The organism is Bacillus sp. CGMCC 1.16607, from assembly GCF_042683745.1.
In the GTDB taxonomy this organism is placed as follows: domain Bacteria; phylum Bacillota; class Bacilli; order Bacillales; family Cytobacillaceae; genus Pseudoneobacillus.
On sequence record NZ_JBHUJX010000019.1, the window covers coordinates 238,151 to 264,158 of the forward strand.

Consider the following 26,008-nt stretch of genomic DNA (forward strand, 5'->3'; position numbering starts at 1 on the left):
TGTTTCAATTATCTATTGATCGAGCTTTTGCAAAAATAAACACCATTCTATAAAAAAATAACATGAATCCATCTAATAGCATAATCTATATAGGCATGAGCTTAAAGGAGGTATCGCAATGATAAAATATATTGCTTTCCAAGGTACAGTAACGATGATTAGTGATTTTATGATAAGTCAAAATGACGAAGGAGTCGGTTGTTATAAATTTATATCTGTAGATAACGGAACCGGAACTTTTGTAAATTTCGTTGTGGCACCCACCACTTATTTTGTCGATCATGTAATGATAAGAATAGGTGACAGGGTAACAGGATATTATGATGCAAATGCTCCCGTCCCGCTCATATACCCGCCGCAATACCGAGCACTGATTATGGCAAAAGATACACCTTTTCAAAATGTCAAAGTAGACTTTTTTAACAGTCAGCTAGTGAGTAGTGACGGTCAATTAAAATTAAATGTATCACCGTATACCCAGATTCTATTAGAAAATGGGCAAGCCTTCACAAGTAATCTCGCCAACCGAAATCTAATCGTTCTCTATGGAGCTACAACCAAAAGCATACCCGCCCAAACAACACCACATAAAATCATTGTACTGTGTTCATGAATTTGGAAGGTAATTTTTGTAAAACAAACAAAGAGCCTCCTTCCCTTGGAATGGCTCTTATTTGTTTTCCTTAAGTTATGAATTTTCCAAACCTATCCCCTATATTTTATAGCTAGTCCTTTTAAGAAATTCCTAGCATATTTATCTCCACATTCTTTAAAATTTTTATGGCCTTCTTTTCTCAATAAAGCGCCGAGTTCACCTTTAGTTACATTAATACCTGCTTTTTCGAATATATCCAGCATATCCTCGGTAGTTAAAGCTAGCGCTATTTTCACTTTCTTTAGTAGGAGATTATTAACGTTTGCACTTTTCTTTACAGAAGTTTCCTGCATGTCTGGCTGGCCAGGTTTTGGATCTTGTTTTCCCCTTTTAAAAACAATCAAGCCATTTAAAAACGAATCAAACATTATATGATTACATTTTATATTCTCGTCATTTTCATCTTCATGATCGTTCATGTCATTCGATTTTGTAAGCATCTTTATTACTTCCGCTTTTGTTACTTCAGCTCCACCAAGTTGAAAAATCTCTACCATATCAGTATTTTTTATATCGAGTGCATATCTCAATCTAATTAAAATATCATTGTTTTCCATGAATGAACCTCCTAAAATCACTTCATACTTAGCTCAGTTTATTAGAGATATGGTGAAAAGTCCATACAACTAAAAAACCCGAATCAATTTGAGTTAAATATCTTCAAATTGATTCGGGTTAAATTTATCTTTCTAGTTCATTTAAAAAATGATGAACAATTTCGTTAAACCTTTCACTATGCTCCCAAAACATCATATGCCCGCCGAGAACTTCTATTTTAGATTCTGGTGTTAATTGTTTTGTGTAATTAGCTGCACTTTCAGCCCAATGCTCTGCAATTACATTTAATGTAGGAACCGTTTGGCTTGCTTTTATCGCTTCTTCACGATAATCAGAAAACATTCCAGAAGCAAATAAATGACATGCAATATAGTAAGGTGTTTTTAAAGATTGCTCAACAAGCCAAGTCAGTTCCTCTTTCTTGAGATCCCTTTGAACCATTACTTGAGTGATATAGTTTGTGATGAACTGCCTTTGTCCTCTTGAATTTTGTAAATACGTATTATAGATGGCAGCAATTTCATCTAACGAACCTTCCACCCAATCATCATTATTTGTCGATAATGATTTAGGAGGCATGTCAACAAGGATTAAGGATTTAATAGAATCCAAACCATATTGTTTAATAAACTCCCAAACAGTAAAACAGCCAAAAGACCAACCGACTAACATCGCATTTTCAACATTCAATGCTTTAAGGACCACATGTAAATCTGATCCATGGGTAATGTAATTATTCCCATGAATAGACATTGTTGATCTACCGTGACTCCTTGGATCAACAACAATCACTCGATTCGTCTTTGAGAAATATTCCACCTGTTTGGAAAAAACCTCTGTCGTAAACGTAAAACCAGGAATAAACACAATGGGTTCCCCAACCCCTACATCCTGAACAAACAACTCCACACCTGGATCAACCTCAATATATTTACCATTTAACATAGACATTTCTACACCTCATACTCATTTTCTACTACATTATTCGGATTGAAGGCCTTTCATTCCACTTATGTAGGGTCAGAGGTCCATCGTCCCCGGCTTATTTTATTCTAACTAACTAACTAACTGATTGCTATGGAATTGGACAAAGTTCCCATGTTCCACTCAACTAGTGGTTGAATTCTGTTTTTGATTCAATTCAACTGTCTGTTGATAGGCTGATGGTGGAGGGTGTGCTAAGATAATTTTGACAGTGCGCGCTGGATTTTGTTTTTTAGTTGAGGAGGAGTTTGGATGTTGGATTCACGAAAAGTTGGTGCATATATTTCAAAGCTTCGTAAGGAACGAGATATGACCCAGGTAGAGCTTTCTGATCATTTAAATGTTAGCCATCAAGCAGTATCAAAGTGGGAACGTGGGGATTCACTGCCGGATATTGGGACCTTGCCTCTAATTGCTAATTTTTTCAATAGATCAATAGACGAAATTATGAATGCAGGAGAATCCGTTAATAATCTACAGTACTTAAAAGTTGGAAAAATTGTTGAAGAGATTTCAGAGAATAGAACAGAGCAAGTAACAGAAATGATAAATTCTGGTCAAGTGGATTTGAAGGATTTAGTTGAGGTAGCCCCCATCATGAAGGCTAGTACTTTGAATAAGGTATCTGAGGGTTTAGATGGACGTAACCTCAATTTAGAGGTACTAATGAGGCTCGCACCTTTTCTAGATTCTGAATCATTGGACCAAATTATCCTACATTCAACTGAGGGAGAGGTCCAATGGGAAGTGATTTCAAGCCTTGCTCCCTTTTTGAGTAAAGACACTTTAATGATATTGGTTGAGCGTGCCACCTTAGATTCTATGAATATAAAACAGCTTGTTCAGTTAGCACCATTTTTTAGTCGCGATCATTTAGATAAACTCGTTCAGCAAGTAGAGGAAGGTCATTTGAACTGGGACCTAGTACAGGGATTAGCCCCTTTTCTAAGCCGTGAAACGCTAAATCGTATCGTTGACCAGGTAGTGGATGGAAAGATAGAAGCTAATCGAATTCTATACATTGCTCCATTCCTTGAGCAAAAGCAATTAGATAAATTGGTCTTTAAGTCAGCAGAGGGAACCTTAGACTGGAATATTATTCATAGATTGGCACCTTTCTTGAGTGCGGAAACCTTAAACCATCTCATCAACCAAGTTGTAAATGGTAAATTAGAAGCTAGTAAAATCCTACATCTTGCTCCTTTTCTAAGTAAGGAAACGATTGAAAAACTTGTCAGTGATCAAGAACTAATAGATCTTAATCCAGATATTCTAGCTAGCCTTGCACCGTTCGTCGATAAAGGAACACTGAGTAAAATGGTCACAACATTATTAAGAAAATAATATGATTTTAAAGCCGCAAGAGTCATTAGCTTTTGCGGTTATTGTTTTTTGAAGCTGTTTTTCACTAATCAACCATTATGCCTACAATTGCCGTGAGTCTCTATACTAAAATACTTTTCCCTTTTTCAAAAAAAAACAAAAATAAGTTTAGTAAAAAATAATATAATAGAATTATCACTAATTTAAAATTGAGATGAGGTAAAAATGACTATACTTGCATTTTTTATAGCTTATTTACTTGGGTCCATCCCTTTCGCTTTGCTCGTGGGTAAAATGTTTTTCGGGGCGGATATTCGGAAATTTGGGAGTGGAAATTTAGGTACGACGAATAGCGTCAGGATTTTAGGTAAAAAGGCAGGTTTGTTGGTGCTAATTGGGGATGTATCGAAAGGAGCTGTAGCCGCCTTATTACCTTTATGGTTGAACCTTGAAATTGAACCCATTTATGTTGGATTTGCAGCGGTTCTAGGTCATTGTTTCCCATTACTTGCAGGATTTAAAGGAGGGAAAGCAGTAGCGACAACATTCGGTGTATTGTTCATTGCAAATCCGATTTTGCTTATAATAGGTTTAATAACATTTATTAGTATGATTGTTATTACCAAATATGTGCCTATCGGTTCCATATCCATTGCGCCTGCCTTATTTTTATATTCTTTTCTTGCTGGCGACACGAAGCTAGCTATTTTATTTTTCGTGTTTATTCCTTTCATGCTTTATTTACACCGCTCGAATTTAAGAAATATGAAAAATGGCACGGAGCCCAAAATCAATGATAAAAACATAAAAAAGGAAAAAATTACAAAAACGAAGAAGTAAGATCCAAAAAGCCAACACATAACGTATGTTGGCTTCTTGAATTTTACAAATTAAATTTTCTCTACATCCTGTTCCAATTGATTCAAAAAATGTTCGAGATTTTTTTCATTCATCCAATGAGTTCCCCAAACATCATCATTTTTCAATATGATTCCTAAAAACCATATTCTTCGTAAAATAACGAACTGATTTAATGCTTGTAAATCTCCATTACCTATACTTTTTTCACTAAGATAGCCATTTAAAAATTGGTTCCAACATGAAGTTTCTAAATTCGGATAGTTTTGCTTCAAGTTCCACAAAAATACAGCGATATCATAGGATCGATACCCCCTGCTACAACAATCAAAATCGAAAGCCTCGATTTGATCCCCCAAAAGATGCATATTAAAATTATGAAAATCTCCGTGGCAAAAACCATATTCAAGATCATCGTTATATAAAATATCTGCCTTTATCTTACTTAAGACCCCATCCAGGAATGAATATTTTTCACTTTTCATATACTTTTCTAATGTAGGAGTGATCAAAGACAAAGGCCCATCCAATAAATGCGTTACGTTTAATTCAAATTTTCTCTCATTATTGGAAACAAACGAATCCGTTGCTTTATGTATATTAGCCAAAGCTTTTCCGATCAGATAAACATTTTCTTCATTAATTTCCGGCCGATCCCCTTTTGAAAAGGTAAACAAAACACCGTACCTCATTCCTTCTGGGGCATGAACTTCAGATAGCCACTCACCATCCTTCCTCATGATAGGCTTCGAAACTTGGCAACCATTTTTAGATAAGTGGTTAATGGCATCTAATTCATACAAAATTTCCGATTTTCCCCTCCATCCTTCTCTATATATGCGAAAAATATATTTGGCAATTTCTGTTTCCACAATATACGTATCATTTAATCCTCTGATTAATAGATTACATGCCATTATTCTTCCAATTTGATATGAGTTCACTATAGATTCTATGGAACGGTTAGTGAATAAGGAGCTCCTTACCTGTATCGTTTTCATCATTCCCCTCCATTTCTACGCCATTCCCCTTCCTGCTTCCAATAAAACCTTATTTCGTCCTAAGAATATAGACAGAATTAAAATGAAAAGCCCTGTTCCTAAAAGAAGCCATTCAATTTGGATGATATCTGCAAGAGGACCAAAGATGAGCATCCCAATCGGCATCATGGAAGTAGATATCATTCCAAACACACCAAAAATTCTTCCTAAATAATTTTCATCTACTTTCTCTTGAATTAACACAGTGGTTGGGGTATTAAAAACGGGCATCGCAATACCGAAGACCGCCATGAATAGTAGATAGATCCAAAAGTTTGGCACGATTCCGAGTGCAAACGTACAAACTCCCATCAGCAGACTTGCAAATGTCATCGTATAAACCTTATTTTTAAAGCCTCCCCATGAAGCGATAATCGCACCACCCACCATCATTCCAACCGAAAAGGCAATTTCAATGGCGGTTAGGCGCCACACTTCATCCCCAAAAGTTCTGGTTACTTGAAGCGGTGTTAAAAAGGCGGCAGGTGCCATCAACACGAAGAAAATCGCAAAAAACAAAAAGAATTTCTTTAGAAAAGCTTGATTTTTAATATAAGTTAAGCCTTCTTTTAAATCATTGAAATAACTGGTCGTTTGCTTTTCCGCAGCCTTCTCATGAGCTGGAATGTTAAAAAAGTTCATTAACGTAAAAATGGCAATTGCTGCGGTAATGACATCGATGAAAAAAATGATTTCAAGGGAGGTCATCGTCAATAATGCAGCACTAACCAGCGGCGCGACAAACATGATGATCGCTTGAATACTCCCGTTAATTCCATTCACCTTCGTCAAATTCTCTTTTGGTACGATTTGGGGTAAAATAGCCCCTACGGCTGGGGTTTGTATACCTGTACCGATCGCACGAACCGCTGCCATCACAAAGAGTAACCATGTTGAATCATAGCCCAGTAAAAAAACAATGGCTAATAAAAGTGTCGCCACCGCAATGAGGGCATCGGCTAAAATAATCAGCCTTTTACGATTAAAGCGATCAGCCCATACCCCCGCTATCGGGGATAATAGAAAGGTAGGAATGAAACCACAAATGATGAACACTGTCATCATAATCCCTGATTTTGTTGTTAGCGTCACATACCACATAATGGCATATTGGACTAAGGCAGAACCAAAGAGGGAGATCGTCTGACTGCTTAAAAAGAGCGTTATATTCTTTTTCCAATTATCCATTTAATCACAACCTTTCCTTACTCTTTATTGACATAAAATAAAGACTTTTAACTACTTTCCGAACCATATCAACCTAAAAAAAATCACAGACTATATGCCTGTGATTCAAAAGTAAAGGCAATCCTTATCTTAGTTTTGATCAAGATATTGATATACGACCATCATCTCTCGCTTATTCAATTCTCGAATACGATTGAGAATCGGAATCTCCGCAACTGTCTCATTCATTTCATTTTCCGCTACAACATCTTTTACTTTACCCGTTAGCCATGTTTGCACGTCGATGCCCTCAACAATCTCCTTACGACCTTCATCATTGATGCCACTCGCCTCACAGCTCACACATGGGATCGATAATTTATGCACACCGTCATGGAGACCATCTTCTGAAATGACTTTCTTCCCTTTACAGAATGGACATGGATGACTAGCTTTTATCTTATTGATTAAGGTAACAATTTTTTTGTAACCAAACGCTTCATAAACATACGTTAATTTTTTGTATTTTCCATTGGTAAAATATTTATCAATGATGGTTTCACGTGTCTCATGAATATTGGCAAAATCACAAATGGTGATCTGATTTTTACTGCTAATTGCCTCAATATTACCTTTTATACTGTCCCAGAAAGGTAAGGCATTTTGTAAAACCACTTCATAGTGGGCAAAGCTCGCTAATTCAAGTTCAAGCATTTTCAGCGCTGCCTGTGTTTCCCTAGGAAGTAAAGAGACATCTTCCGTCAGTACCATATCACCGCCAACGATATTTTTTAGCTTTTCAAGTTCTGGTAAGGCACCTACCGTTTTAATTACTTGATCAATAGGCTGATAAATAATCTCACGTATATCCGTCTCACCAAATTTTAGTTTTTTATGATGATTGAGGACGGTTCCTCGGCAAACAGGACAAATCATCATTTCTTTTGATTCTTTCATTTTCTCTTTAATAATCGATTTGGAAATAAACATATAACGACCGATGAGGATATTAAAGCCTTCCCATGTTCGTTGTGTCTTGCCAGCTTTATCATAAAAGGACTTTTCCCAATAACCATATAAAAAGGTATGCTTTTCGGCTTCGGTCATTTCATTATAGCTTTTACTTATATCTTGACCAAGTTCATTCTTAATCTCATCAAATAGGAATTGCAATTTTGGGTATTGATAATATTTCAAAACTTCCATTACGTCTGGATGTAATAGACCATCCCAAAATGGAACCGTTTTGTCTTGAATGACCACATCAAAGTCAAATTTTTCAATAAATCGACGGCCCGAACAACATGGACAATGATTATCTTGGGCATAGAAATCAAAACTTCTTGTATCCTTATTCGTCGGATGAGCTGCTACCATATGGTTAATCAATCCACCCAATTCAAAAAGAAAGCTATACTGACTATATAAGTGTCTCTCAAGATCAATAGCGATGACAGGTGCAATGATGTCTGAATCGTATTCCCCATAAATGACACGGGCAATTGGCGATAAGCTTTTTAAAATACCACCCTTATAGACGTTTTCTGCATTTTTGAAATAAGCGATATGACTTTCTTTTAAATATTGAATGCCATTTTTTTGATGAAGCCTTGATGAAATTTGCAATGGTTCACCTGTATCTGCACTAGTCTTTCGACTAAAATAATCATCATGGCTATCAACATCAAGATGCTCCACAGGTACGATCTGTCTTTTTCCAAAATCAATAATGAAATCAGAGCTTTCTAGCATGTAGGCATTATGTTCAATCATGAGGATGGAAATCGATTCATCCTGCAAAATCGTCCGGATGCTATCAATGAATTGATTTAATATATTTTGTGATAATCCTTTGGAAGGTTCGTCAAAAATGAAAAGTGTGTGCGGATTTTTGGTGTTAGCAAATAGCTCCGAAACTAAATGGACACATTGAAATTCACCCGTCGATAAGGATTGTGTTTTCCTTTCTAAAGTTAAATATCCGAGACCGAGCTTGATCAATAAACTCAAGCGTTTATGAGCAATGTCTTCATTTGGAAGTTCCTCAATAATATCCTCAATGGAGCGTCCGAAAATATCCTCAATGTCTTCACTATATTTCGTGATTTTCTTTTTAATATCAAGAAAGGTTGCAACGGTTGACCGACTTGTAATCGATTGGTTTCGATCTTGCCCAACCATGACTAGTTTATCTTTTGGATATCGCTCTAGAAAATCTTTCGCAATACATTCATTCACAAGCGTTGATTTCCCACATCCAGACTCACCCGTAAAGGTGACAAGTCTATTTTTCGGAATATGGATCTCTGTCATTTGAATATTACGACAGTATAAATCATGAAATTGATAGAATTCTGTTGGCGTATTTTTATTACGTTCCCAATAAATTGGTTTTGGACGTGGTGATTCCTCAACCATTTTTCCGCCATACTTCCCACTACCAGGCCCAAAGAACAACTGCTCATCCGTTGCATCGAGCACGGTATCCGAATGATCAATGAGCCAAATTTGATTTTTATAGCCTAATTGTTTAATCTCTTCTAAAATTTTTAATAGTGTTTGATGATCCAGACCAACAGAGATTTCATCAATAATAATTACCGTATTTTCACTTGCTGCCATAAATTCAGCTAAATAAAGTCGTGTTAACTCCCCACCTGATAAAGTACCCATGATCCGATTTAAGGTGAGGTAACCCATATTCATTCGGCTGATATTTTCGAGAATATGTTGTTTCGCTTCACTAATATGTAAAACTTCTGCAAGTGAAAGAATCGTTTCAATGCTTAAATTGTTGATACCAGAAATCGTATGTGGTTGATCTAATAATTCAATGGTATATTGCTCCACCTCTTGATTATAGCGATGGCCATGACACTTTGGACATTCCACATTTTTGATCGTTCCGCGTCCTTTACAATCTGGGCACCAGCCTAGTTCATTATTGAATGAAAAAACTTCTGGTGAGAGATTATATTTTTCTGCCAGACTTACACGAATCTCCTTAAAAACGCCAGTATGTGTGCCAATAGTCGAACGTGGATTGGAAGAAATAGATGACTTTCCGAGAAAAAGAACTAAAGGCATTTCCTCCATTTTGATGGCACTGAAATTCGTTTCCATAATAGTAGGAAATAAATACTGATATTCCGCCTTTGGTAATAAAGAAACTAGACGCTTCTTAGACTCTTCCCCAATCGTTTGGCAGAATGTTGTTTTACCCGAACCTGATAAACCAGCAATCCCTAACGATTGATATTCGGGGAGTACCGCATCTAATTTGCTTATATTGTTCGCAATTAATTGATTGATTTTCATTGAGATATCCTTTCAGAAGGGACTCTTTCTATCTATTATTTTTTCGTAACAAACAATGAATTGTAAAATTTACATTCTATTATCTTAATTATAGTACCAAAACAACCCCAATGGTTATCCAAGGGGCTGATCAGTATGCTACTAAATAAATTATTTTTGTTCCTCTGTGTAAATTTGAAAGGTTACACCGAACTTGTCCGTAACAATCCCATATGCTGGGCTAAAAAAAGTGTCCTGCAATGGCATTTTAACTTGACCGCCTTGCTGTAATGATTCGAACATTTTCTTTGATTGTTCAACATCATCCGATGAAATACAGATTGTCACTTGATCTCCAACTTGACTTGTTTGACCAGGGAAATTATCGGAGAACATGAGATCTGTTTCCCCCACCTTCACCATCGCATGTGACACAAGTCCTTTTGCCTCTTCTGGTAAAGGAAATTCAGGATTTTCCGGCATTTCTCCAAACGTTTGACTGAAAAGTAGTTCTGCATTCAGTGCTTCTTTGTAAAATTGAATCGCTTCCATTGCATTTCCATTCATCATTAAATAGGGCGATAAACGCATTGACATAATGATACAGCTCCTTGTTTTTAATTTAAAAGCTTTGTTAAAGTAGAATGTTGATTTCCGCTCCAGGCGCTTGCTTTCCGCGGGGCGTGCGGTGAGCCTCCTCGGTGCTTTTCGCACCTGTGGGGTCTCACCTGTCCCGCTGCTCCCGCAGGAGTCAAGCGCCTTCCGCTCCAATCAACAGTGCAAATAAACACTGTCCTTTAACATAGCTAATTTAAAAAGTTAATGTAAACTCTAATCACTTGAACACACTTACCATTATTACCACTAATTGGATTATAAAACAAAGAACATACGTTCGTCAAGTTAATAATAAAACTTGAAGAGTAATTTTTTTATTATTTAAGACTCATAGTTAAACTACAACTTATGCTGATACCTTTCATATTTACGTTTGAAATCAATTTTTTATTGCAAATACAACAGATTCAAGTTAAATTTAATTCATATTATTTTATTGCATTTGCAACAAAAACATATACTAAGGAGTTCATTATGAAAGAAATTCTTCGTGAAATCGGAATGATAGCAAGGGCATTAGATTCGATAAGTAATATAGAATTTAAAGAATATGACCTTACAAAGGGGCAGTATTTGTACCTTGTGCGAATATGCGAAAACCCAGGAATCATTCAAGAAAAGTTAGCTGAGATGATAAAAGTAGATCGAACAACAGCAGCTCGTGCTATAAAAAAGCTTGAAATGAATGGTTTTATTGAAAAGAAAGACGATCAACTTAACAAAAAAATTAAGAAGCTCTTTCCAACAGAAAAAGGTAAAAATGTTTATCCGTTCATAAAAAGGGAAAATGATTATTCCAATATCGTAGCATTAAAGGGATTTTCCGAAGAAGAAATAGAAACCATTTTCAATCTTCTTCAAAAAGTAAGAAAAAATATAGAAATAGACTGGGAATATGTAAAAAAAGGAAACAAGAGAAATTATTGAATATTTAAAGGAGCGACATATTTAAATGACTATAAAAATTAAAAAATGTACATTTGAGGATTTACACATACTTCAAGAAATTAGTTATCAAACATTTAGTGACACATTTAAACATCAGAACTCAGTTGAAAATATGAATGCTTATTTGGATAGAGCATTTAACTTAATACAATTAGAAAAAGAATTATCCAATATTTCTTCAGATTTCTTTTTTGCTTACTTTAATAATGAAGTCGCAGGATATTTAAAAATCAATACTAATGATGCTCAATCTGAAGAAATGGATGATGAATCACTTGAAATCGAAAGAGTTTATATAAAGAGCAAATTTCAAAAACATGGGCTTGGTAAATTTCTGCTAAATAAAGCTATCGAGATTGCGACAGAACGTAATAAAAGGAAAATCTGGCTAGGTGTATGGGAAAAAAATGAAAATGCCATCACTTTTTATAAGAAAATGGGATTTATTCAAACTGGAGCCCACTCTTTTTATATGGGTGATGAAGAACAAATAGACTTCATCATGACTAAAACACTCCAATAACATTTTTGAAAGGTGGATGATTATGTATATTCCAAAATATTATAAGGTCACGAATGTGGATGAAATTTGGGACTTTGTTCAAAAAAACTCTTTTGGAACGATTGTCACAACTGAAAAAGGGAAACCAATTGCCACCCATTTGCCTTTGGGGCTAAATAAAAAAGGCGATGATTATTATATTACTGGGCATATGGCTTATGGAAATCCTCAGTGGAGAACATTTGAGACTTGTGAAGATGTGCTTATTTTGTTTCAGGGACCACATGCTTATATTTCTTCTTCCTGGTATTCACACGAAAATGTTCCGACTTGGAATTATCAGGCTATCCATATATATGGAAAAGCAAGTATTCTAGAGAAAGAAGAGTTAATAGAAGAATTAACAACAATGTTGAAAAAATATGAAAAACACCGTGAAAACCCAGTTGTATGGAATAAACTTTCTCCCGAGCTCTTAGAAAGTCAACTGAAAGGAATAGTCGGATTTAAGATTAAGGTGGGAGAAATTCAGGCTGCTTATAAGTTAAGTCAAAACCGTAATGAAGTGGATTATACTAGCATCATTGATAACTTAAAAAATGAAGGGAATCCAAATTCGAAGCAAGTAGCAGAACAGATGGAAAAGCGATTAAAAGATCACAAACAAATTAACACCTGATTCGTCAACCTTTTGTCAAACTCAAACATTTGGCAGTTCTGCTTATAATTGTGTAGGTTTGTACTTAAACTAAAAAAAGGCGCTATCCTTTCCATAATATAAAGGATAGTGCCTTTTTACTGTTACTTATTAACAATCTTCGAAGGATGTACTTGATCGCTTGTTTCCTTCAAAAAATAATTTATTTTACTATCCGTTCAAGAAAATGCTCTAAAAACCGGTCTGCTTCAACTTTTATGCAAACTTCAATTTGTGGTTCTCCATCTGGAGTACCCACTGTTCGTCCATACTCATTTTCCTCTAACGTAACCATAACATTCAATTTCTCTGTCTTGACGAAACTAGAGTCAATGGCTACTCCGACAGCAAGAGGATCATGAAGGGCACAGCCACCAATACCTGGGTAGAACGTTTCATATGCACCCATGTAAAATTCAGTCATATTCGCCAAAAATGCAGCAGCCTCCGTACCTAAAGCACGCCAGTCAGCTAATTTTGAATATGGCAATAATGTTTGCATCGTTACATCAAGTCCTACAAGGGTTACAGGTAACCCCGACGAGAAAACACAATCTGCTGCTTCTGGATCAGCATATATATTGGCTTCACTATACGGAGTCACATTGCCATGCGTATGGACAGCACCACCCATGATCACTACCTCTTTCACAAGTCCAGCAATTTCAGGTGCTTTTTTTACAGCAAGAGCTAGATTGGTAAGTGGACCAACTGAAATTATCGTGATCTCGTTAGGTAGTTTTTTTACCTGACGGATGATGTAATCCACCGCCGTTTCTGTTTCTGCCTTCGCTAATGGCTCTTTATCAAATGTATTGCCTAGTCCATCATCCCCATGGACATGTTTGGGAAATTCTTTTGGCTTACGCACTAAAGGCTTATTTGCGCCTGAATAAACAGGAACATTTTTCCCTAATTTCTCCAAAACCACTAAGGTATTACGTGTGGCATCTTCCACTGACACATTTCCAAAGCACGTTGTGAAGCCAAGCATCTCTAGCTCCGGGGAGTTCAATGCATAGGCCATCGCCAAAGCATCATCAATACCTGTATCCACATCAAATATAATCGGCTTCATTATCGCTTACTCCAATCCAAATATAGTTATATTATGTAAGTGTAAAAATTCCCCAACTTCACTTCTTGTTGGCATTCCAGTTTGTGCACCTAGTTTGGTAACGGAAATGGCCCCCACTACATTAGCAAACTGACAAGCATCTACTAATGGGTACCCTTCACACAAAGCAAAGGCCAATGCACCGTTAAACGAATCCCCAGCCCCTGTTGTATCCACCGCTTCAACTTTGAAGCTTGGAATGTCCATCTCTCCATTTTGATAAATCATAACACCCTTTGACCCTTTAGTCACAATGCATTTTGCCTTTAATTTTTCTAATTCTTCAATGGTACCGTTTACGGAGGAAAGTAGCAATTCTTGCTCATGTTCATTTGGTGTTATAAAATCAACCTTTTCCAATAAATCCTTCGGCAGTTTCTGAATCGGTGCAGGATTTAATATGACTGGAATATGATGTTTTTTAGCAATATCAACAGCTCTTATGACACTTTCCAGCGGAATTTCTAATTGTAGAAGCAGCATACTGCTATTAGCTATGATTTCTTCGTTTTTATCAATTAACATTGGAGTCACATGGTTATTAGCCCCCGCTACTACAATAATACTGTTATCACTGTCAGATAGAGTAATAGTGGCAACCCCACTCGATGTATTCGGGACATATTCCACATTTTCCGTATGTATTCCTTGCTGATTCAAATGATCAATTAGAATTTTCCCAAAAAAATCATCTCCAACACAACCAATCATCGTAACATCGGCACCCAGTCTTGCAGCTGCTACAGCTTGATTAGCTCCTTTACCACCTGGTATCGTATGGAATGCATCTCCAAGCACGGTTTCTCCTACCTTTGGGATTTGATTCGTACTTGTCACTAGATCCATATTAATACTTCCAATTACGGTTATTTTCTTTTTAACCATCATTCTCACCCAAACTTCTAATTGAATTTCCTATTTGATTAAGGACATTGTTACTAATCAGATTGCACAATTCTAGATTCAATTATTATTTTAACATAGAATAGGCCTATCCATGTTGAATAGGCACATGTTCCTTGAGAGTTTTATATCAAGATGGCAACATTCGATAACGATGGTTTTTATATTATTTTACTATGGTGGAAAAAACTGTTTACTAAAGGGAAAATTTAATATATCATACGATATATAACAGGTGTTATTTTATAACCTCTAGGAGTGATTCTCATCCCACCAAAAACCAAATTTACAAAAGAAGCGATCATTGATGCTGCCTTTGACATAGCAAAGACGGAAGGTATTGATAGTATTACAGTTAGAAAAGTAGCGGATAAATTAGGAAGCTCTATTGCCCCTATCTATGTAAATTTTACAGAGGTTGAGGAGTTAAAACAGGCTATTTTAGTAAAGGTCCACGATATTGCACAGCAATATTTAATGACACCATACAGTTTAAATCCGTTTTTAAATATTGGGATTGCAAGTCTAAAGTTTGCCAGGGAGTACAGTGTCCTGTTTAAAGACCTCATATTTAATAGTAGCCATTACTTAAATAAGGTTAACCCTTCAAGTACGAACATCATGGAACAGATGAAACAATCATCCACACTTAGCGACTTTTCTGACGAGGAGCTCGGTGAAATTTTGTTTAAAATGCAAGTGTTTCAATTAGGTCTTTCCGTCATGGATGTAAACGGCATGCTTCCAGAGCATTTTGATGAAGAGACAATCATTCGTATATTGGATAGTGCAGGTAAAGATGTCATAACGGCTGCCCGTTTACGAAAAGTAGATAAAGAATAATGGCAGAAAAGGGAGATGGCGGATGGAGAAAGCAAAGGTACAAATGGAAATTGAAGAATTCTTCAAGAAAAAGGTAGAAAAAGACCCAAAAATACGTAACGCTTATTTACTTGTTCATTCAGATAAGCATGGTATTGACTTCAATTTGGCTACCGGAAAAGAAGCTATTGCCGCCCAGCAACCTTATTACATCGCTAGCGTAAGTAAGTTGTTTACATCTGTTCTTTTTGCACAGTTAGTCGAACAAGGGATCTGTTCATATGAGGACAAAATTGCACAGTACTTAGATGAAGATATCTTAAAAAATCTGCATATTTACAAAGAAAAAGATTATACAAACGAGATCAAAATTAAACATTTATTAAATAATACCTCGGGATTACATGATTTCTTTGAGGAAAAGCCATTAAAGGGAACGTCAATACCTGACCTGATCGTTGATGAGCCAAATCGAACATGGACTCCACTTGAAGTGATTAATTGGGCTAAGGAGAATTTGAAATCACACTTCCCGCCAGGAGAAGGATTCCATTATTCCGATACTGGATATCATCTATTGGGATTCATTCTTGAAAAAATCACAGGGGTACCTTTCCATGAAGTGCTTAGAAAAAACATATTTGAACCGCTAGATATGAAACACTCACGATTCTCCCGTACTCAACCATTAGAAGCTAGTCCATACGAGGTCGCAAAACTGTATAACCGTAATGCTGAGGTTTCGACAAATGAAAGCATGAGCATCGTGTTTGCTGGTGGCGGTATCGTCTCTACTACTGGTGATCTGTTAAAGTTCATGAAAGCATTAGTCAATGGTCAACTTCTAAAGGCAGAAACCATTGAAAAAATGAAAACCGATTGGGGTAAGTTCTTCTTAGGAATTGATTATGGATATGGTGTGATGAACATTAAAACAGTACCTGTATTAATGCCAGCCAAATATAATTCTTGGGGGAATGCTGGCTCGACCGGCTCGTTCATGTTTTACCATCCTGCCACAGATGCCTATATCATCGGAACTTTAAACCAATTTGGATATGGCCAAAAGGGAATTCGAATCATGCTCCAAATTGCGGATAAACTCCTGAAAGCTACCAAGAAGGCTAAGGTATTATTGTAGGAGAAGAAAATAAAAAGCCCTCTCTCCCCATTAAGATCAATGTAGAGTGGGCTTCGTATTTTACAAAATATTCTTATTCGCCCTAGGCACTAAGTAAGAAGGCATCTCCTCTTTATTTTTTAGTACTTTAAGTCAGAAGCATAGGGACGGATCTTCTGCTTCCATTTCGTATAAAAAGAAGCACGGGATCCGTCCCCATGCTTCCCTTAATCAAATAACTTATTTAACTTAGCAATCATGATCTCTTTTTTACCAGCTACAATATGTAGTAACTTCTTATCTATAAAAATAACAACTGTTAAAATATCCATTACATCTGAAATAATTTTATATGAAACTTCTACAGGTCCTTCATTTATATCCAACAGTGTCTCTCCTTTACCCTGGATGATTACAATATATTATGCTTTGCTGGATGGGATATTTCTTTTATTACTATTATTTTCGGTTTGCTACTTTTTTCCACTTGAATATTTAAAAAGGAATGGAAAAAATCCATCCCTTTTAATTTCTATCTAATTTTTCTAGTACAATATGAATTTGCTTTAATTCAGCTTTTATAAAATCAGTTAGCCCATGTATAAACTTGTTTAATTTTATTCGTTTTAGATACAACAAATTTTTCAACTCATACAAAACGTGCATAGAATCTGTTGGAAATGAATTTTTCACGATTTGCCCATTAACCTCAATAATCTGTACTTCATCCATTTTCAAAATATGAATATGATCAATCATTTCCTCTTCATAGATCTCACCTTTGCAAAAGCGCCAAAACATCATTGTTATATACTCATAATGGTCGGTATTTATGATATAAATGAAATTATCTTTACCTCGTACGATGCCCATATAAATCAGAATCATTTGCAGAAGCGCATTCATTTCATCCTTAAAAAAGTCGTACTTTACACCTGAAATTTTTTTAATTAAATATTGTTGTTGAAATAAAAAACGCCCAATCTTTAACAACTGAACTACCGAAGCTGATTTCATCAACATTCCTCCATTCGCTGTTGTTAAAAGCGGTTATTAAATCAAAATTCAATTTTTTAATCAAAAGTGATTTCAAATATTGATTCGAATGATTTACCAAATTTATGTGGGTGTAAGATCTGATCAGAGCATCATTGAGTTTTTCCATTTTCAAATAGCTTTTGTGCTTTATATGCAAAGAAAAGGCAAAGTATCGAAGACACCGGCAATAATAACCATGATATGCCTCTCATAAGGGCAAAAGGAGTTTCAAATATAAAAGCTTTCCAAAATGATAATTCACTCATTTCCCACAATCCTGGAGTCAAATATAGCTGCTTAGGATTAAATATAGCACCTATATCTATGGTATCTGTGATTAACAATACGACGAAAAGTGGAAAAAAACTGACGGCCGTTTCCATAAACATTTTTGATAATCTTTTATATTTACCAGCCTTTGATATACTGTCTGAAAAAATATCCTCCTCTTTTTCTTCATCTATTTTTTTAAAATATTGTGTTCCTGAATTTTTTTTACCAACGATGTGTTTCCATCCACTATCCTCAAACAGTGTACAATAATCAATGAAGTCCGCTTGATTCTTAAATTTCCTATAATCAATCTTAATCGTAGTATCCGCTGGCTCTGATAAACTAAATTTATATCCGAAAGATTTTTCCTTTAGCTGATAGCCTTGTTTCGCCATCTTTTTTAACCATTTCTCCTCTTTATCAAAGTCAATAAAATACTTGAATTTCCTCATCACAACCCCCTCCAAATTACAAGTTTAATAATCCCTTTGTTACCTCAATCATGTGCTGCATTCTAATATAGTCTAGGTGCAGAACCTCTTTTCCTTTTTTGGTAATCACGTATGTTTTTCGCCTCTTATCTTCACTACTTACAGATTCAATCATTTTTTGCTTTAGTAAATTTTCAATAGCTCCATATAGCGTTCCTGCCGCTATCTTCACTTGATGATTACTTAATTCTTCAACTTTTTGCATAATAAGGTAACCATGCGAAGGTTCTAATAAGGATAAAAGAATATAATATGTGGTTTCAGTTAACGGTAGGTTTTTATCTCTATTCATAAGCGCCTCCAAAAATTACAGTTATATAAAGCTAAACTATACAGTTTAACTGTATATGTCAATTGTTACATTTCTCATTCTATGAAGCATGAGGATGCACCATCTGCTCCCATTTCGTATAAAAAAGAACATGAGAAACGTTCTCCCCATGCTCCCTTGTGAGATAATTATAAAAATATTTTCCCTAACTTCTTCAATGTTTCCTCAGAACACAAAGAAGAGAAATGATCCATTAGATGCTGCTTCGCCTGTCCTTTTTCCATGTTAATGGATTCTATATTTTTTCGATTGGCCCAACTGTCGTATGTTTCAAAGGCGGTACTACTCCAACCATTTTTTTCTCCGAATTCATCGGTTTTCAGTTGAATATCTGAAATGACAATATCCATCGACCCCTGTAATTCTAATAATCCATTTTCAAAGCTTTTCTTTTGATCCTTATGCTTTAATCCTGCCTTTGCTCTTAATAATCTTGTATCAATTCCTTCTTCTTCTCGAATAATTTTATAAATATCATAAGCTTCTTTTGATACATTCCCGTTAAAATAACGTTCCTCTAACGGTTGTACTGAGCCTAATACTGTTTTGACATATGGAAGAAGCTCACGAGATATGAAGACAGATTTTTTCTTGATGAATTTCCCATATCCAGCGACGCCATCAACTGAAAATTTCGTCCTCCAAATCCAAGGATCATTTTCCGTGTCTGAGTGCCAACTCTCTTGTGATGTAATACTGTTTAAGGAAGGATAATTAGGTATCAGAGGTGAAAGTGGAAGTAATCCGAACTCTTCAATTACTTTTATAGCTTCATCGTACGTTTTTATTTTCAAATCTACCAATTCAATCGCCCCTTTATAAAAATTCTCATTCTCTACACGAGTACGAACGAGAATGAGGTAAAAAATTTATTAGAACCATTATTTATTATCCAATGCTTTATTTACCGCTTCAACTGCGTGAATAACAGTTGTATCAAATATAGGAACATCTGAATCCCCTTGGTTTATTAATAAGCCAATCTCCGTGCAGCCCAAGATAATTCCTTCTGCACCTTTATTAATTAAATCCTTGATAACCTTTTTGTAATAATCTCTGGACGATTCGTTTATGCTTCCTAAAACTAGCTCTTCAAAAATAATTTTATTTATCTTCTCACGATCAGTGTGATCAGGTACTAAAACCTTTATCCCATGTGATTCTATTCTTGATTTATAGAAGTCTTGCTCCATCGTATATCTTGTTCCTAATAGCCCTACTGTATTTATATTAGATTTTTTAATTTCATTCGCGGTTGCATCGGCAATATGTAAAACAGGAATGTTTATTTTTTCTTCAATGAATTGAATGACTTTATGCATTGTATTTGTACAGATCACGACCAAATCAGCTCCGGCTTTTTCAAGTGACTGAGCCACGTCACCTAAAAGTCTGCCCGCTTTTTCCCATTCCCCTTCAGATTGAAATCGTTCAATTTCTGCAAAATCCACACTATATAATAGACATTTTGCCGAATGTAAACCACCTAATCTATTTTTTATTTCTTCATTAATAATTCGATAATATTGAACCGACGATTCCCAACTCATACCACCAATTAGTCCGATTGTTTTCATCTCTAAATCCCCCCGACAATCTGGCTTTCACCTTACCTTTTCAATATTGAGTCTTATTCACAAACAATCAGTCCATCTCCTGAAGAAAATCGTATATTCCCTCTTCTGAGATAACTTTTATTCCGTTCTTCTTAAGAAGTGCAGTTGTCACACCAGTTCCAGTCATTTTCTTATTTAAGAATTCCCCGTTATAGATCATTGAACTTCCACAAGAAGGACTGTATTCCTTAAGAATGACTGTTGTTGCGTTGACCTCTTGCGCTTTACTCAGGGTAGCAAAAGCACCTTTTATGTATAGTTCCGTGACGTCTTTCCCTGATGCCTCAACTACTTTAGCGTTACCTTCAAGTACATCCTCTCCGTTGCCGCCCACTATTTCTGCTGGCTCCCTAGGTGTTGAAAAGCCACCAAGTAACTCTGGGCATACTGTAATAGCTTTCTTTTCATTTATCAGTTGAAGAACCTTTTCATTAAGACAATGGGTACCATTATACCTTACTTCTAACCCTGCTAAACAAGAACTAACTAAAATCAAAGGTATCACCTCTTCACTTCAATTATAATTAAACTAACCATTCTATCTTGTTATTACTATAATCTATTAAGTACTTTGTAAAATCTAAAAAGGATTGAAAACAGTAAATGATTGATTCCTTTTCCTGGAACTGGATCACCTCTATAGTTCTTTATAAAAACTAGAAAAACTCATATAATCCTTGATCAAAATATTGATATTCTTCCTTCGAAACCTTGTAGCGTGTATAGCCTTCATAAAAGGCAGCGATGTATTCATCACGATGAATCAATCTACCGATAGCTAGAGACTCATCGTACCGTGGATCTCCTACGGTCATACCTGCGACATCGATTAAGAATTGGACTTCTCCATCCACTACGAGCACATTGTCTGTTGTGCAGTCACCATGAATAATTGTTTGTTGGACTGGTAATGGTTTGGTAGACTTTAATTTTTCCAAAAGTTTAGGACTACCATCCGCTTGGCCACTTTTTGCATACCTTTCAGCCTTAATCAACTGATCGTCCAACCAATTATTTGTTAGATTTAAAGTCTCAATGATTGGAGTTTCATGGAGTTTGTGGAGAAAATGACCAAAACTCTTAATTAATAATTTTTTCTCTTCTATGTTCTTAGCTTGTTTTAAAGCAATGGTTAGTGTCATTCCGTGCACGAAGGACATAATGAGATGGCTGCTCTCGTTTTCTTCGATAAAGCCATAATATTTTGGTACCGGAATTTGGCTCTGGTTATTTAGTTTTTCTAAGATGATAGCCTCGGCTTTTAACCATTCTCTATATTTATTTTTATAGGAACTTTTGAGTATATAAGTTCCATTATCGGTAATAATTTGGCGAACTTCAGATGTACATCCCTGTTCATCCGGCTTTATTAGTTGACGAATTTCCCCTATTATTTTTTCGACTTTACTTTGTAATTGTGAGTTCATTGTTTCCACCAACCTTTTTAATTTACTTTTTGATAGGAATCACTATAAATAAAAACTATTAAAATAAGTAATCCTCATTGCTCTAAACTAGGCAAATATCTTCGGTGTTCTCCTACCATTTTGTTATAAATAATTACATAAAAAGAAGGCTCTTTCTCTCCAAAAAATCTTCTTCCGTTATCTCCTTTTTTTGACGAACTAGAAGAGATTGGAATGATTCAAAGAGTTCTTGGATCTCTTTCTGTTCATTTATAATTTTTATACTTTTTTGATATTCCATTTCATCTTTATATCTAGTAATCTCCAACCATTTTGATTGATCATGCTTACTATGTAGAAATATCGTATGAAAATCTATATATCTGTTATAAATACTTGCTGCTTTTTCTTGAATTTCTAAAAATTCGTCTATTTTATCTATTTCAATATGATACTGATAAATTTTAACAAACACTGTTTATCCATCCTCAACTTTTACAAAAAAATGTCCTCTAGCATAGGAATGGAGGACATTTTTTCTATTCATTTATTTATTCTGACCTTTTAAGGCTTTCAATGCTTTTTGTTCAAGACCGTTTTCTCCGGCAAATTCAACACTTGTTTTTGGTAAAGCATTTTTTGGATTTTTAAATTTATTATTCTTATTTTTCGCCATTTTGCACCATCCTGTTCTTTTTAGTTGAATGCACAACAAAATATTGGCACCCACCATTTTAGTTTGCTTTTTTTTTTGGATACTATGCTAAAATGACAAAATGACTATACATTACCTCCTAATAAATGAAGATCATTTTAGTTGTTTTTACATAAAAAAAACGCTTAATCTCAGATCTTTTTTGGATTATGAAAAAGGAGCTGCGTAAAACAACTCCCCTTAATTTTGAATATATTTTTGAAACACATCCGAGAAATCTTTTGTTGTGTGATTTTTATGAAGTTCTTTTAGCCATGTATTAACGAAGGTAGCGATTTGGCCAAATTCATGTGATAGGTTTGATTCTACTGTGCGGTTATTTCTGATAACCTCTTCTGCTACTTGAAGGCTCTTATCTCCGTAAGCTAGCAGTCTAGCATTGTCTTTTTGAACCATTGAAATAGCAAGAAGGGCTTTGTAAATATCCGTTACTTCCGTGGAATATTTTTTATGAATATCAATCGAGAATACTTTTCCTCCCATCGTAAATTTCAATTCTATATCAAGGTCGATGGTACCCGCTGTTTCAATACTTACACCACTAATTTCATTTGCAAAATAATCATAACGTCTTAAATTACGCTTGGAACTTACGGCGGAATCTCCGTCAACATGAATTAATGCCAGGTTCGTAAAGCAATACTCATCTTTTTTTGACTTGATCAGAAAGAAAATCTTTTCATTGTCCTCAGTTAGAACAAAATCATCAGATTCTGTCTTGTTAAAGTCAACTGGCTTGATTATCTCACCAACATCACTAAGGCCTAAAGCTTCACTTGCTAATTTTTTAAACATATGTCTTCCCCTTTCCAACTTAAAGAACTCCGCTGCCTAGGCAGTCTGTTTAAATACATTTTTTCCTTCTTCCATGGAACTACTACTGTCATATTAACTTGTCTACTTTTTCTTCCATTCTTTTTAATCGTTCATTTTGTTTCTTGGTTGACCGTAAATATTGAAATATAAGGCCAATAAATAGCACTGGAATAAGTATTGCGAATAGCTGGAAAACGATGTCTCCCATATTGAGCATATTCTGTTCCTCCAATAATTAGGATTGCTTTTATTAACTATACGATTATATTTCAAAAAAAGTTTCAAATTAATCAAAAAAGATTCCTTCTATCCCTCAGCTTCCCCCCTTCTATATAAAAGGTAACCGTAATCAGGCTGAGACAAGGTTCCTGTTCCTTGCCCCTAAAAAACAAACAAACCCCGGATTATATAATAATAATCCGAGGTTTAAACAGTTATTTATATGTTACAGTATAGGATCCGTTATCTAATACTGTTACTGTAAACGAAAGTGACTTACTTCCTTCCGTAATGGTAAAATCTCTAGATTGAGAGTTTTGTGCACCTTCAGGCTTACTAATCGTGCCACCTAATTCTACTGTTTTTGTTTCTACAACACCAGTAGAATAGACAAGTTTGTAAGTTGCGATAACTTTGGATTGCTCCTTATTGTGACTAACAACACTGATTGTAAGATCCTTAATATCTGTTACCACTACTTCTACAACAGGTGCCACTGGAACATTAAATTCTTTGGACTGAGTCACTGTACCAAACTCATCCCCTACTGTTACTTCAATAGTAGCTGGTTGGCCTGAAGTTAAACCAGTTCTAGTGATTGTTTCAGAAGTCACGCCACCTTTACTATCTTCTTTAAAAATAGTAAAAGTTAAGCTATAGGTTTTTGTTGTTTCATCGAAACTCCACACAGGTGCTTCATCTGATACACTAAAGTTTCTAAATGCTGTAGGGACGGTAGTTTCTCCTGCTAAAGTTGCTCCTGAGATCTTAAATTCGTCAGTTGTTCCAGCAACTGTTACAGATGTAGTCGGAAGTGCTTCATCTTCACCACGAGACCAATGATTAACTAAATTGTAGCTCAGGGTAAACTGATTTGTTTCACGGTCATAGGACGTCCATTCTTTGTTCACTGCTTCTGTTTCAGTGATGTAGGGAATATGTACCATTTGTGAAGCTGTTTTAGCATATGTGTGTACATCTTGAGATGGACGACCATTTGCATAAATCGTATAGGCTTCAATCGCAAATGTTGAATCTCCCTTTAGACCAGTAACATCAAGATTAACTGAATAAGACCAAGTTTTATCAGTGATTTTCGTAACTGAAGCATCTTGTCCATTCACTTTAACGACAAGCTGTGGACCATCAATGACAACTGTGCCAGAAAGTAAAATTTGCTCTGCATTTCTAGCGGCAACCTCTAATGAATTATAAGTAATCACACCTGTCTCACGCTTTTGCTCGGTTCTTCCAGTCTCAACTTCCTTAACTTCCTTAGTAGATTTTGGAGCTGCATTAGCAACGTTTCCAACACCTAGGACTAATGTACCAGCAAGGATTGTTGTTCCAAGGGCTTTTACATAAATTTTTTTCATTTTTCATTTCTCCTCTTAGATCATTTTTTTCTAAGAGGACCGGTTACACTACTAGCTCCATATAGCCCAAGTGTCCAAAATAAAGGCTATATTTCTACGCTTCCCATCTTGGTTGATAGGATTCTATTTTTAGAGACCAACAAAAATAGAACTTTATACCTAAGACTACAATAATATTAAAAAGTTTACAACGATTATTTTGCAAGATACCGAGATCATCCGAAGAGAAGTATAGGTGGGGATCTGTTGCCTCCATTTCATATAAAAAGAAGGATGAGACACGCCCCCCATTCTCCCCTAAATCAAACGAAAACAAGCAGGAAACCTTTTATGGTTCCTGCTTGTTTTGTTTAAAAATGAATTGCCCCTGCCAAGGAATTTTATTTTAACATACATCGAGAGGTTTTAGAATTGATCTTTTTCATTCGCTTGAAAATGGTTCTTAACTACTAAACTTACTAAACAAATCAACCAACAGGAGCATGTTAGGCTGTAGACGTCCGCGTTCCCTTAATATATGTAATTTTTATTTAAAAAGACTTCGCAGCCAATTTCTTTTGGGTGGTCTCTGACAATGGCATCTCTTGGATAGCTTTTTAATAATTGATAAATTAGAATATCCCCTCCTGCACTTTGGGTTAGGAGTGTACCTAATATGACGAGAATTCCGTTTCCAATTGTAAAACCAATGATTAATGGAATTAATCCAGTGATCACAAGCGGTAATAATAGGCTAAACCGATAACTTTTCACTGTTATTGGCACTTTGCAATGTGCGTATGGCATCATTTGCTTCCACATGACACCTATTTTAATAGAATGCCAACCAGCTTTTCCAATAACCGCAAAGCCAAAGGCATGTAATAATTCATGAAGAATAATCGATAAAAAATAAGAGAATATTAACATCCCATAAACCATCCAATTATGACTATAGGAAATCCCCCAGATAATATCGTAAAGAATTAATACCAATAGCGTAATGAGAAATGACCCAAGCCCCACCTTTTTATTCACTAGGCTAGCTGAAAGGGTAGCATCCATTTTATGATATTGTTCACCCGCATGAACATAATCCTCTCCCATTCTCATCACTTCCTTCATTAAAGTTAATTAAA

Annotated in this window: 30 protein-coding genes and 1 riboswitch; of the genes, 8 read left to right on the forward strand and 22 right to left on the reverse strand. The window is 35.5% G+C overall.

Going from position 1 to position 26,008, the window contains the following annotated elements; genetic code table 11:
* The first annotated feature begins 118 nt into the window (after positions 1-118).
* The gene (locus ACFSO7_RS13535; protein WP_377877856.1) at positions 119-613 is read left to right on the forward strand and encodes a hypothetical protein; all 495 of its coding nucleotides are present in this window, start codon (positions 119-121) and stop codon (positions 611-613) included.
* 92 nt (positions 614-705) lie between these two features.
* On the opposite strand, the gene ACFSO7_RS13540 is transcribed toward ACFSO7_RS13535, so the two are convergent.
* Positions 706-1,212 (reverse strand): YehS family protein, encoded by a 507-nt coding sequence (locus tag ACFSO7_RS13540; protein WP_377877857.1) that lies wholly within the window; start codon positions 1,210-1,212, stop codon positions 706-708.
* Positions 1,213-1,336: 124 nt separating this feature from the next.
* Entirely contained in the window at positions 1,337-2,164 is an 828-nt protein-coding gene (locus ACFSO7_RS13545) for an alpha/beta fold hydrolase (RefSeq protein WP_377877858.1), read from the reverse strand.
* A gap of 285 nt (positions 2,165-2,449) precedes the next feature.
* On the opposite strand from ACFSO7_RS13545, the gene ACFSO7_RS13550 reads away from it, so the two are divergent.
* Both ACFSO7_RS13550 and plsY read left to right on the forward strand, forming a co-directional pair.
* Entirely contained in the window at positions 2,450-3,541 is a 1,092-nt protein-coding gene (locus tag ACFSO7_RS13550) for a helix-turn-helix domain-containing protein (protein WP_377877859.1), read from the forward strand.
* 204 nt (positions 3,542-3,745) lie between these two features.
* On the forward strand, positions 3,746-4,360 hold the full coding sequence (gene plsY / locus ACFSO7_RS13555) for a glycerol-3-phosphate 1-O-acyltransferase PlsY (RefSeq protein WP_377877860.1): 615 nt from the start codon (positions 3,746-3,748) through the stop codon (positions 4,358-4,360).
* A 50-nt stretch (positions 4,361-4,410) separates the two neighbouring features.
* Here plsY and ACFSO7_RS13560 read toward each other — a convergent pair whose 3' ends face one another.
* The 4 genes from ACFSO7_RS13560 to ACFSO7_RS13575 all read right to left on the reverse strand — a co-directional run bounded on the left by ACFSO7_RS13560 (position 4,411) and on the right by ACFSO7_RS13575 (position 10,479).
* Positions 4,411-5,379: a phosphotransferase enzyme family protein gene (locus tag ACFSO7_RS13560; RefSeq protein WP_377877861.1), complete on the reverse strand. Its 969-nt coding sequence runs from the start codon at positions 5,377-5,379 to the stop codon at positions 4,411-4,413.
* A 15-nt stretch (positions 5,380-5,394) separates the two neighbouring features.
* Positions 5,395-6,606, reverse strand: a complete 1,212-nt coding sequence (locus ACFSO7_RS13565) for an MFS transporter (RefSeq protein WP_377877862.1) — start codon at positions 6,604-6,606, stop codon at positions 5,395-5,397.
* Positions 6,607-6,735: 129 nt separating this feature from the next.
* On the reverse strand, positions 6,736-9,903 hold the full coding sequence (locus tag ACFSO7_RS13570) for an ATP-binding cassette domain-containing protein (protein ID WP_377877863.1): 3,168 nt from the start codon (positions 9,901-9,903) through the stop codon (positions 6,736-6,738).
* Positions 9,904-10,053: 150 nt separating this feature from the next.
* Complete coding sequence (locus tag ACFSO7_RS13575) at positions 10,054-10,479, reverse strand: VOC family protein (protein WP_377877864.1); 426 nt, start codon at positions 10,477-10,479, stop codon at positions 10,054-10,056.
* A 495-nt stretch (positions 10,480-10,974) separates the two neighbouring features.
* Between ACFSO7_RS13575 and ACFSO7_RS13580 the strand changes: the two genes are divergently transcribed.
* The 3 genes from ACFSO7_RS13580 to ACFSO7_RS13590 are packed head-to-tail and all read left to right on the forward strand — an operon-like array spanning position 10,975 to position 12,629.
* Complete coding sequence (locus ACFSO7_RS13580; RefSeq protein ID WP_377877865.1) at positions 10,975-11,427, forward strand: MarR family winged helix-turn-helix transcriptional regulator; 453 nt, start codon at positions 10,975-10,977, stop codon at positions 11,425-11,427.
* A 25-nt stretch (positions 11,428-11,452) separates the two neighbouring features.
* Positions 11,453-11,971 (forward strand): spermidine/spermine N(1)-acetyltransferase, encoded by a 519-nt coding sequence (gene paiA, locus ACFSO7_RS13585; RefSeq protein ID WP_377877866.1) that lies wholly within the window; start codon positions 11,453-11,455, stop codon positions 11,969-11,971.
* Positions 11,972-11,993: 22 nt separating this feature from the next.
* Entirely contained in the window at positions 11,994-12,629 is a 636-nt protein-coding gene (locus ACFSO7_RS13590; protein WP_377877867.1) for an FMN-binding negative transcriptional regulator, read from the forward strand.
* A gap of 181 nt (positions 12,630-12,810) precedes the next feature.
* Here the strand turns inward: ACFSO7_RS13590 and ACFSO7_RS13595 are convergent, their stop codons facing one another.
* Positions 12,811-13,725, reverse strand: a complete 915-nt coding sequence (locus ACFSO7_RS13595; RefSeq protein WP_377877868.1) for a nucleoside hydrolase — start codon at positions 13,723-13,725, stop codon at positions 12,811-12,813.
* Between the two features lie 6 nt (positions 13,726-13,731).
* Positions 13,732-14,649: a ribokinase gene (rbsK, locus tag ACFSO7_RS13600; protein WP_377877869.1), complete on the reverse strand. Its 918-nt coding sequence runs from the start codon at positions 14,647-14,649 to the stop codon at positions 13,732-13,734.
* Positions 14,650-14,925: 276 nt separating this feature from the next.
* On the opposite strand from rbsK, the gene ACFSO7_RS13605 reads away from it, so the two are divergent.
* A complete protein-coding gene (locus ACFSO7_RS13605; RefSeq protein ID WP_377877870.1) occupies positions 14,926-15,510 on the forward strand; it encodes a TetR/AcrR family transcriptional regulator in 585 nt (194 codons plus the stop codon).
* Positions 15,511-15,532: 22 nt separating this feature from the next.
* On the forward strand, positions 15,533-16,630 hold the full coding sequence (locus ACFSO7_RS13610; protein ID WP_377877871.1) for a serine hydrolase domain-containing protein: 1,098 nt from the start codon (positions 15,533-15,535) through the stop codon (positions 16,628-16,630).
* 206 nt (positions 16,631-16,836) lie between these two features.
* On the opposite strand, the gene ACFSO7_RS13615 is transcribed toward ACFSO7_RS13610, so the two are convergent.
* The 14 genes from ACFSO7_RS13615 to ACFSO7_RS13680 form a co-directional block, all read right to left on the reverse strand.
* A complete protein-coding gene (locus ACFSO7_RS13615; RefSeq protein WP_377877872.1) occupies positions 16,837-16,995 on the reverse strand; it encodes a hypothetical protein in 159 nt (52 codons plus the stop codon).
* 139 nt (positions 16,996-17,134) lie between these two features.
* Positions 17,135-17,626: a hypothetical protein gene (locus ACFSO7_RS13620; RefSeq protein WP_377877873.1), complete on the reverse strand. Its 492-nt coding sequence runs from the start codon at positions 17,624-17,626 to the stop codon at positions 17,135-17,137.
* 131 nt (positions 17,627-17,757) lie between these two features.
* Positions 17,758-18,372 (reverse strand): DUF2812 domain-containing protein, encoded by a 615-nt coding sequence (locus ACFSO7_RS13625; RefSeq protein WP_377877874.1) that lies wholly within the window; start codon positions 18,370-18,372, stop codon positions 17,758-17,760.
* 16 nt (positions 18,373-18,388) lie between these two features.
* Positions 18,389-18,703, reverse strand: a complete 315-nt coding sequence (locus ACFSO7_RS13630) for a PadR family transcriptional regulator (RefSeq protein WP_377877875.1) — start codon at positions 18,701-18,703, stop codon at positions 18,389-18,391.
* Between the two features lie 167 nt (positions 18,704-18,870).
* The gene (locus ACFSO7_RS13635; RefSeq protein ID WP_377877876.1) at positions 18,871-19,545 is read right to left on the reverse strand and encodes an AlkZ-related protein; all 675 of its coding nucleotides are present in this window, start codon (positions 19,543-19,545) and stop codon (positions 18,871-18,873) included.
* Between the two features lie 78 nt (positions 19,546-19,623).
* Positions 19,624-20,319: an aspartate/glutamate racemase family protein gene (locus tag ACFSO7_RS13640; RefSeq protein ID WP_377877877.1), complete on the reverse strand. Its 696-nt coding sequence runs from the start codon at positions 20,317-20,319 to the stop codon at positions 19,624-19,626.
* A gap of 67 nt (positions 20,320-20,386) precedes the next feature.
* Entirely contained in the window at positions 20,387-20,854 is a 468-nt protein-coding gene (locus tag ACFSO7_RS13645; RefSeq protein WP_377877878.1) for a 2-thiouracil desulfurase family protein, read from the reverse strand.
* A gap of 160 nt (positions 20,855-21,014) precedes the next feature.
* Entirely contained in the window at positions 21,015-21,785 is a 771-nt protein-coding gene (locus ACFSO7_RS13650) for an aminoglycoside phosphotransferase family protein (RefSeq protein ID WP_377877879.1), read from the reverse strand.
* A gap of 133 nt (positions 21,786-21,918) precedes the next feature.
* Positions 21,919-22,239, reverse strand: a complete 321-nt coding sequence (locus ACFSO7_RS13655; RefSeq protein ID WP_377877880.1) for a hypothetical protein — start codon at positions 22,237-22,239, stop codon at positions 21,919-21,921.
* A 72-nt stretch (positions 22,240-22,311) separates the two neighbouring features.
* Complete coding sequence (locus tag ACFSO7_RS13660) at positions 22,312-22,440, reverse strand: hypothetical protein (RefSeq protein ID WP_377877881.1); 129 nt, start codon at positions 22,438-22,440, stop codon at positions 22,312-22,314.
* A 219-nt stretch (positions 22,441-22,659) separates the two neighbouring features.
* Positions 22,660-23,274, reverse strand: a complete 615-nt coding sequence (locus ACFSO7_RS13665; protein WP_377877882.1) for a PH domain-containing protein — start codon at positions 23,272-23,274, stop codon at positions 22,660-22,662.
* An 88-nt stretch (positions 23,275-23,362) separates the two neighbouring features.
* Positions 23,363-23,512 carry a DUF4083 domain-containing protein gene (locus ACFSO7_RS13670; RefSeq protein ID WP_377877883.1) on the reverse strand — a complete coding sequence of 50 codons (150 nt, stop codon included), beginning with the start codon at positions 23,510-23,512 and terminating at the stop codon, positions 23,363-23,365.
* A gap of 217 nt (positions 23,513-23,729) precedes the next feature.
* The gene (locus ACFSO7_RS13675) at positions 23,730-24,890 is read right to left on the reverse strand and encodes a hypothetical protein (protein ID WP_377877884.1); all 1,161 of its coding nucleotides are present in this window, start codon (positions 24,888-24,890) and stop codon (positions 23,730-23,732) included.
* 28 nt (positions 24,891-24,918) lie between these two features.
* A riboswitch (cyclic di-GMP riboswitch) is annotated at positions 24,919-25,003 on the reverse strand.
* Positions 25,004-25,400: 397 nt separating this feature from the next.
* On the reverse strand, positions 25,401-25,976 hold the full coding sequence (locus ACFSO7_RS13680; RefSeq protein ID WP_377877885.1) for a DUF3267 domain-containing protein: 576 nt from the start codon (positions 25,974-25,976) through the stop codon (positions 25,401-25,403).
* Between the last annotated feature and the right edge of the window lie 32 nt (positions 25,977-26,008).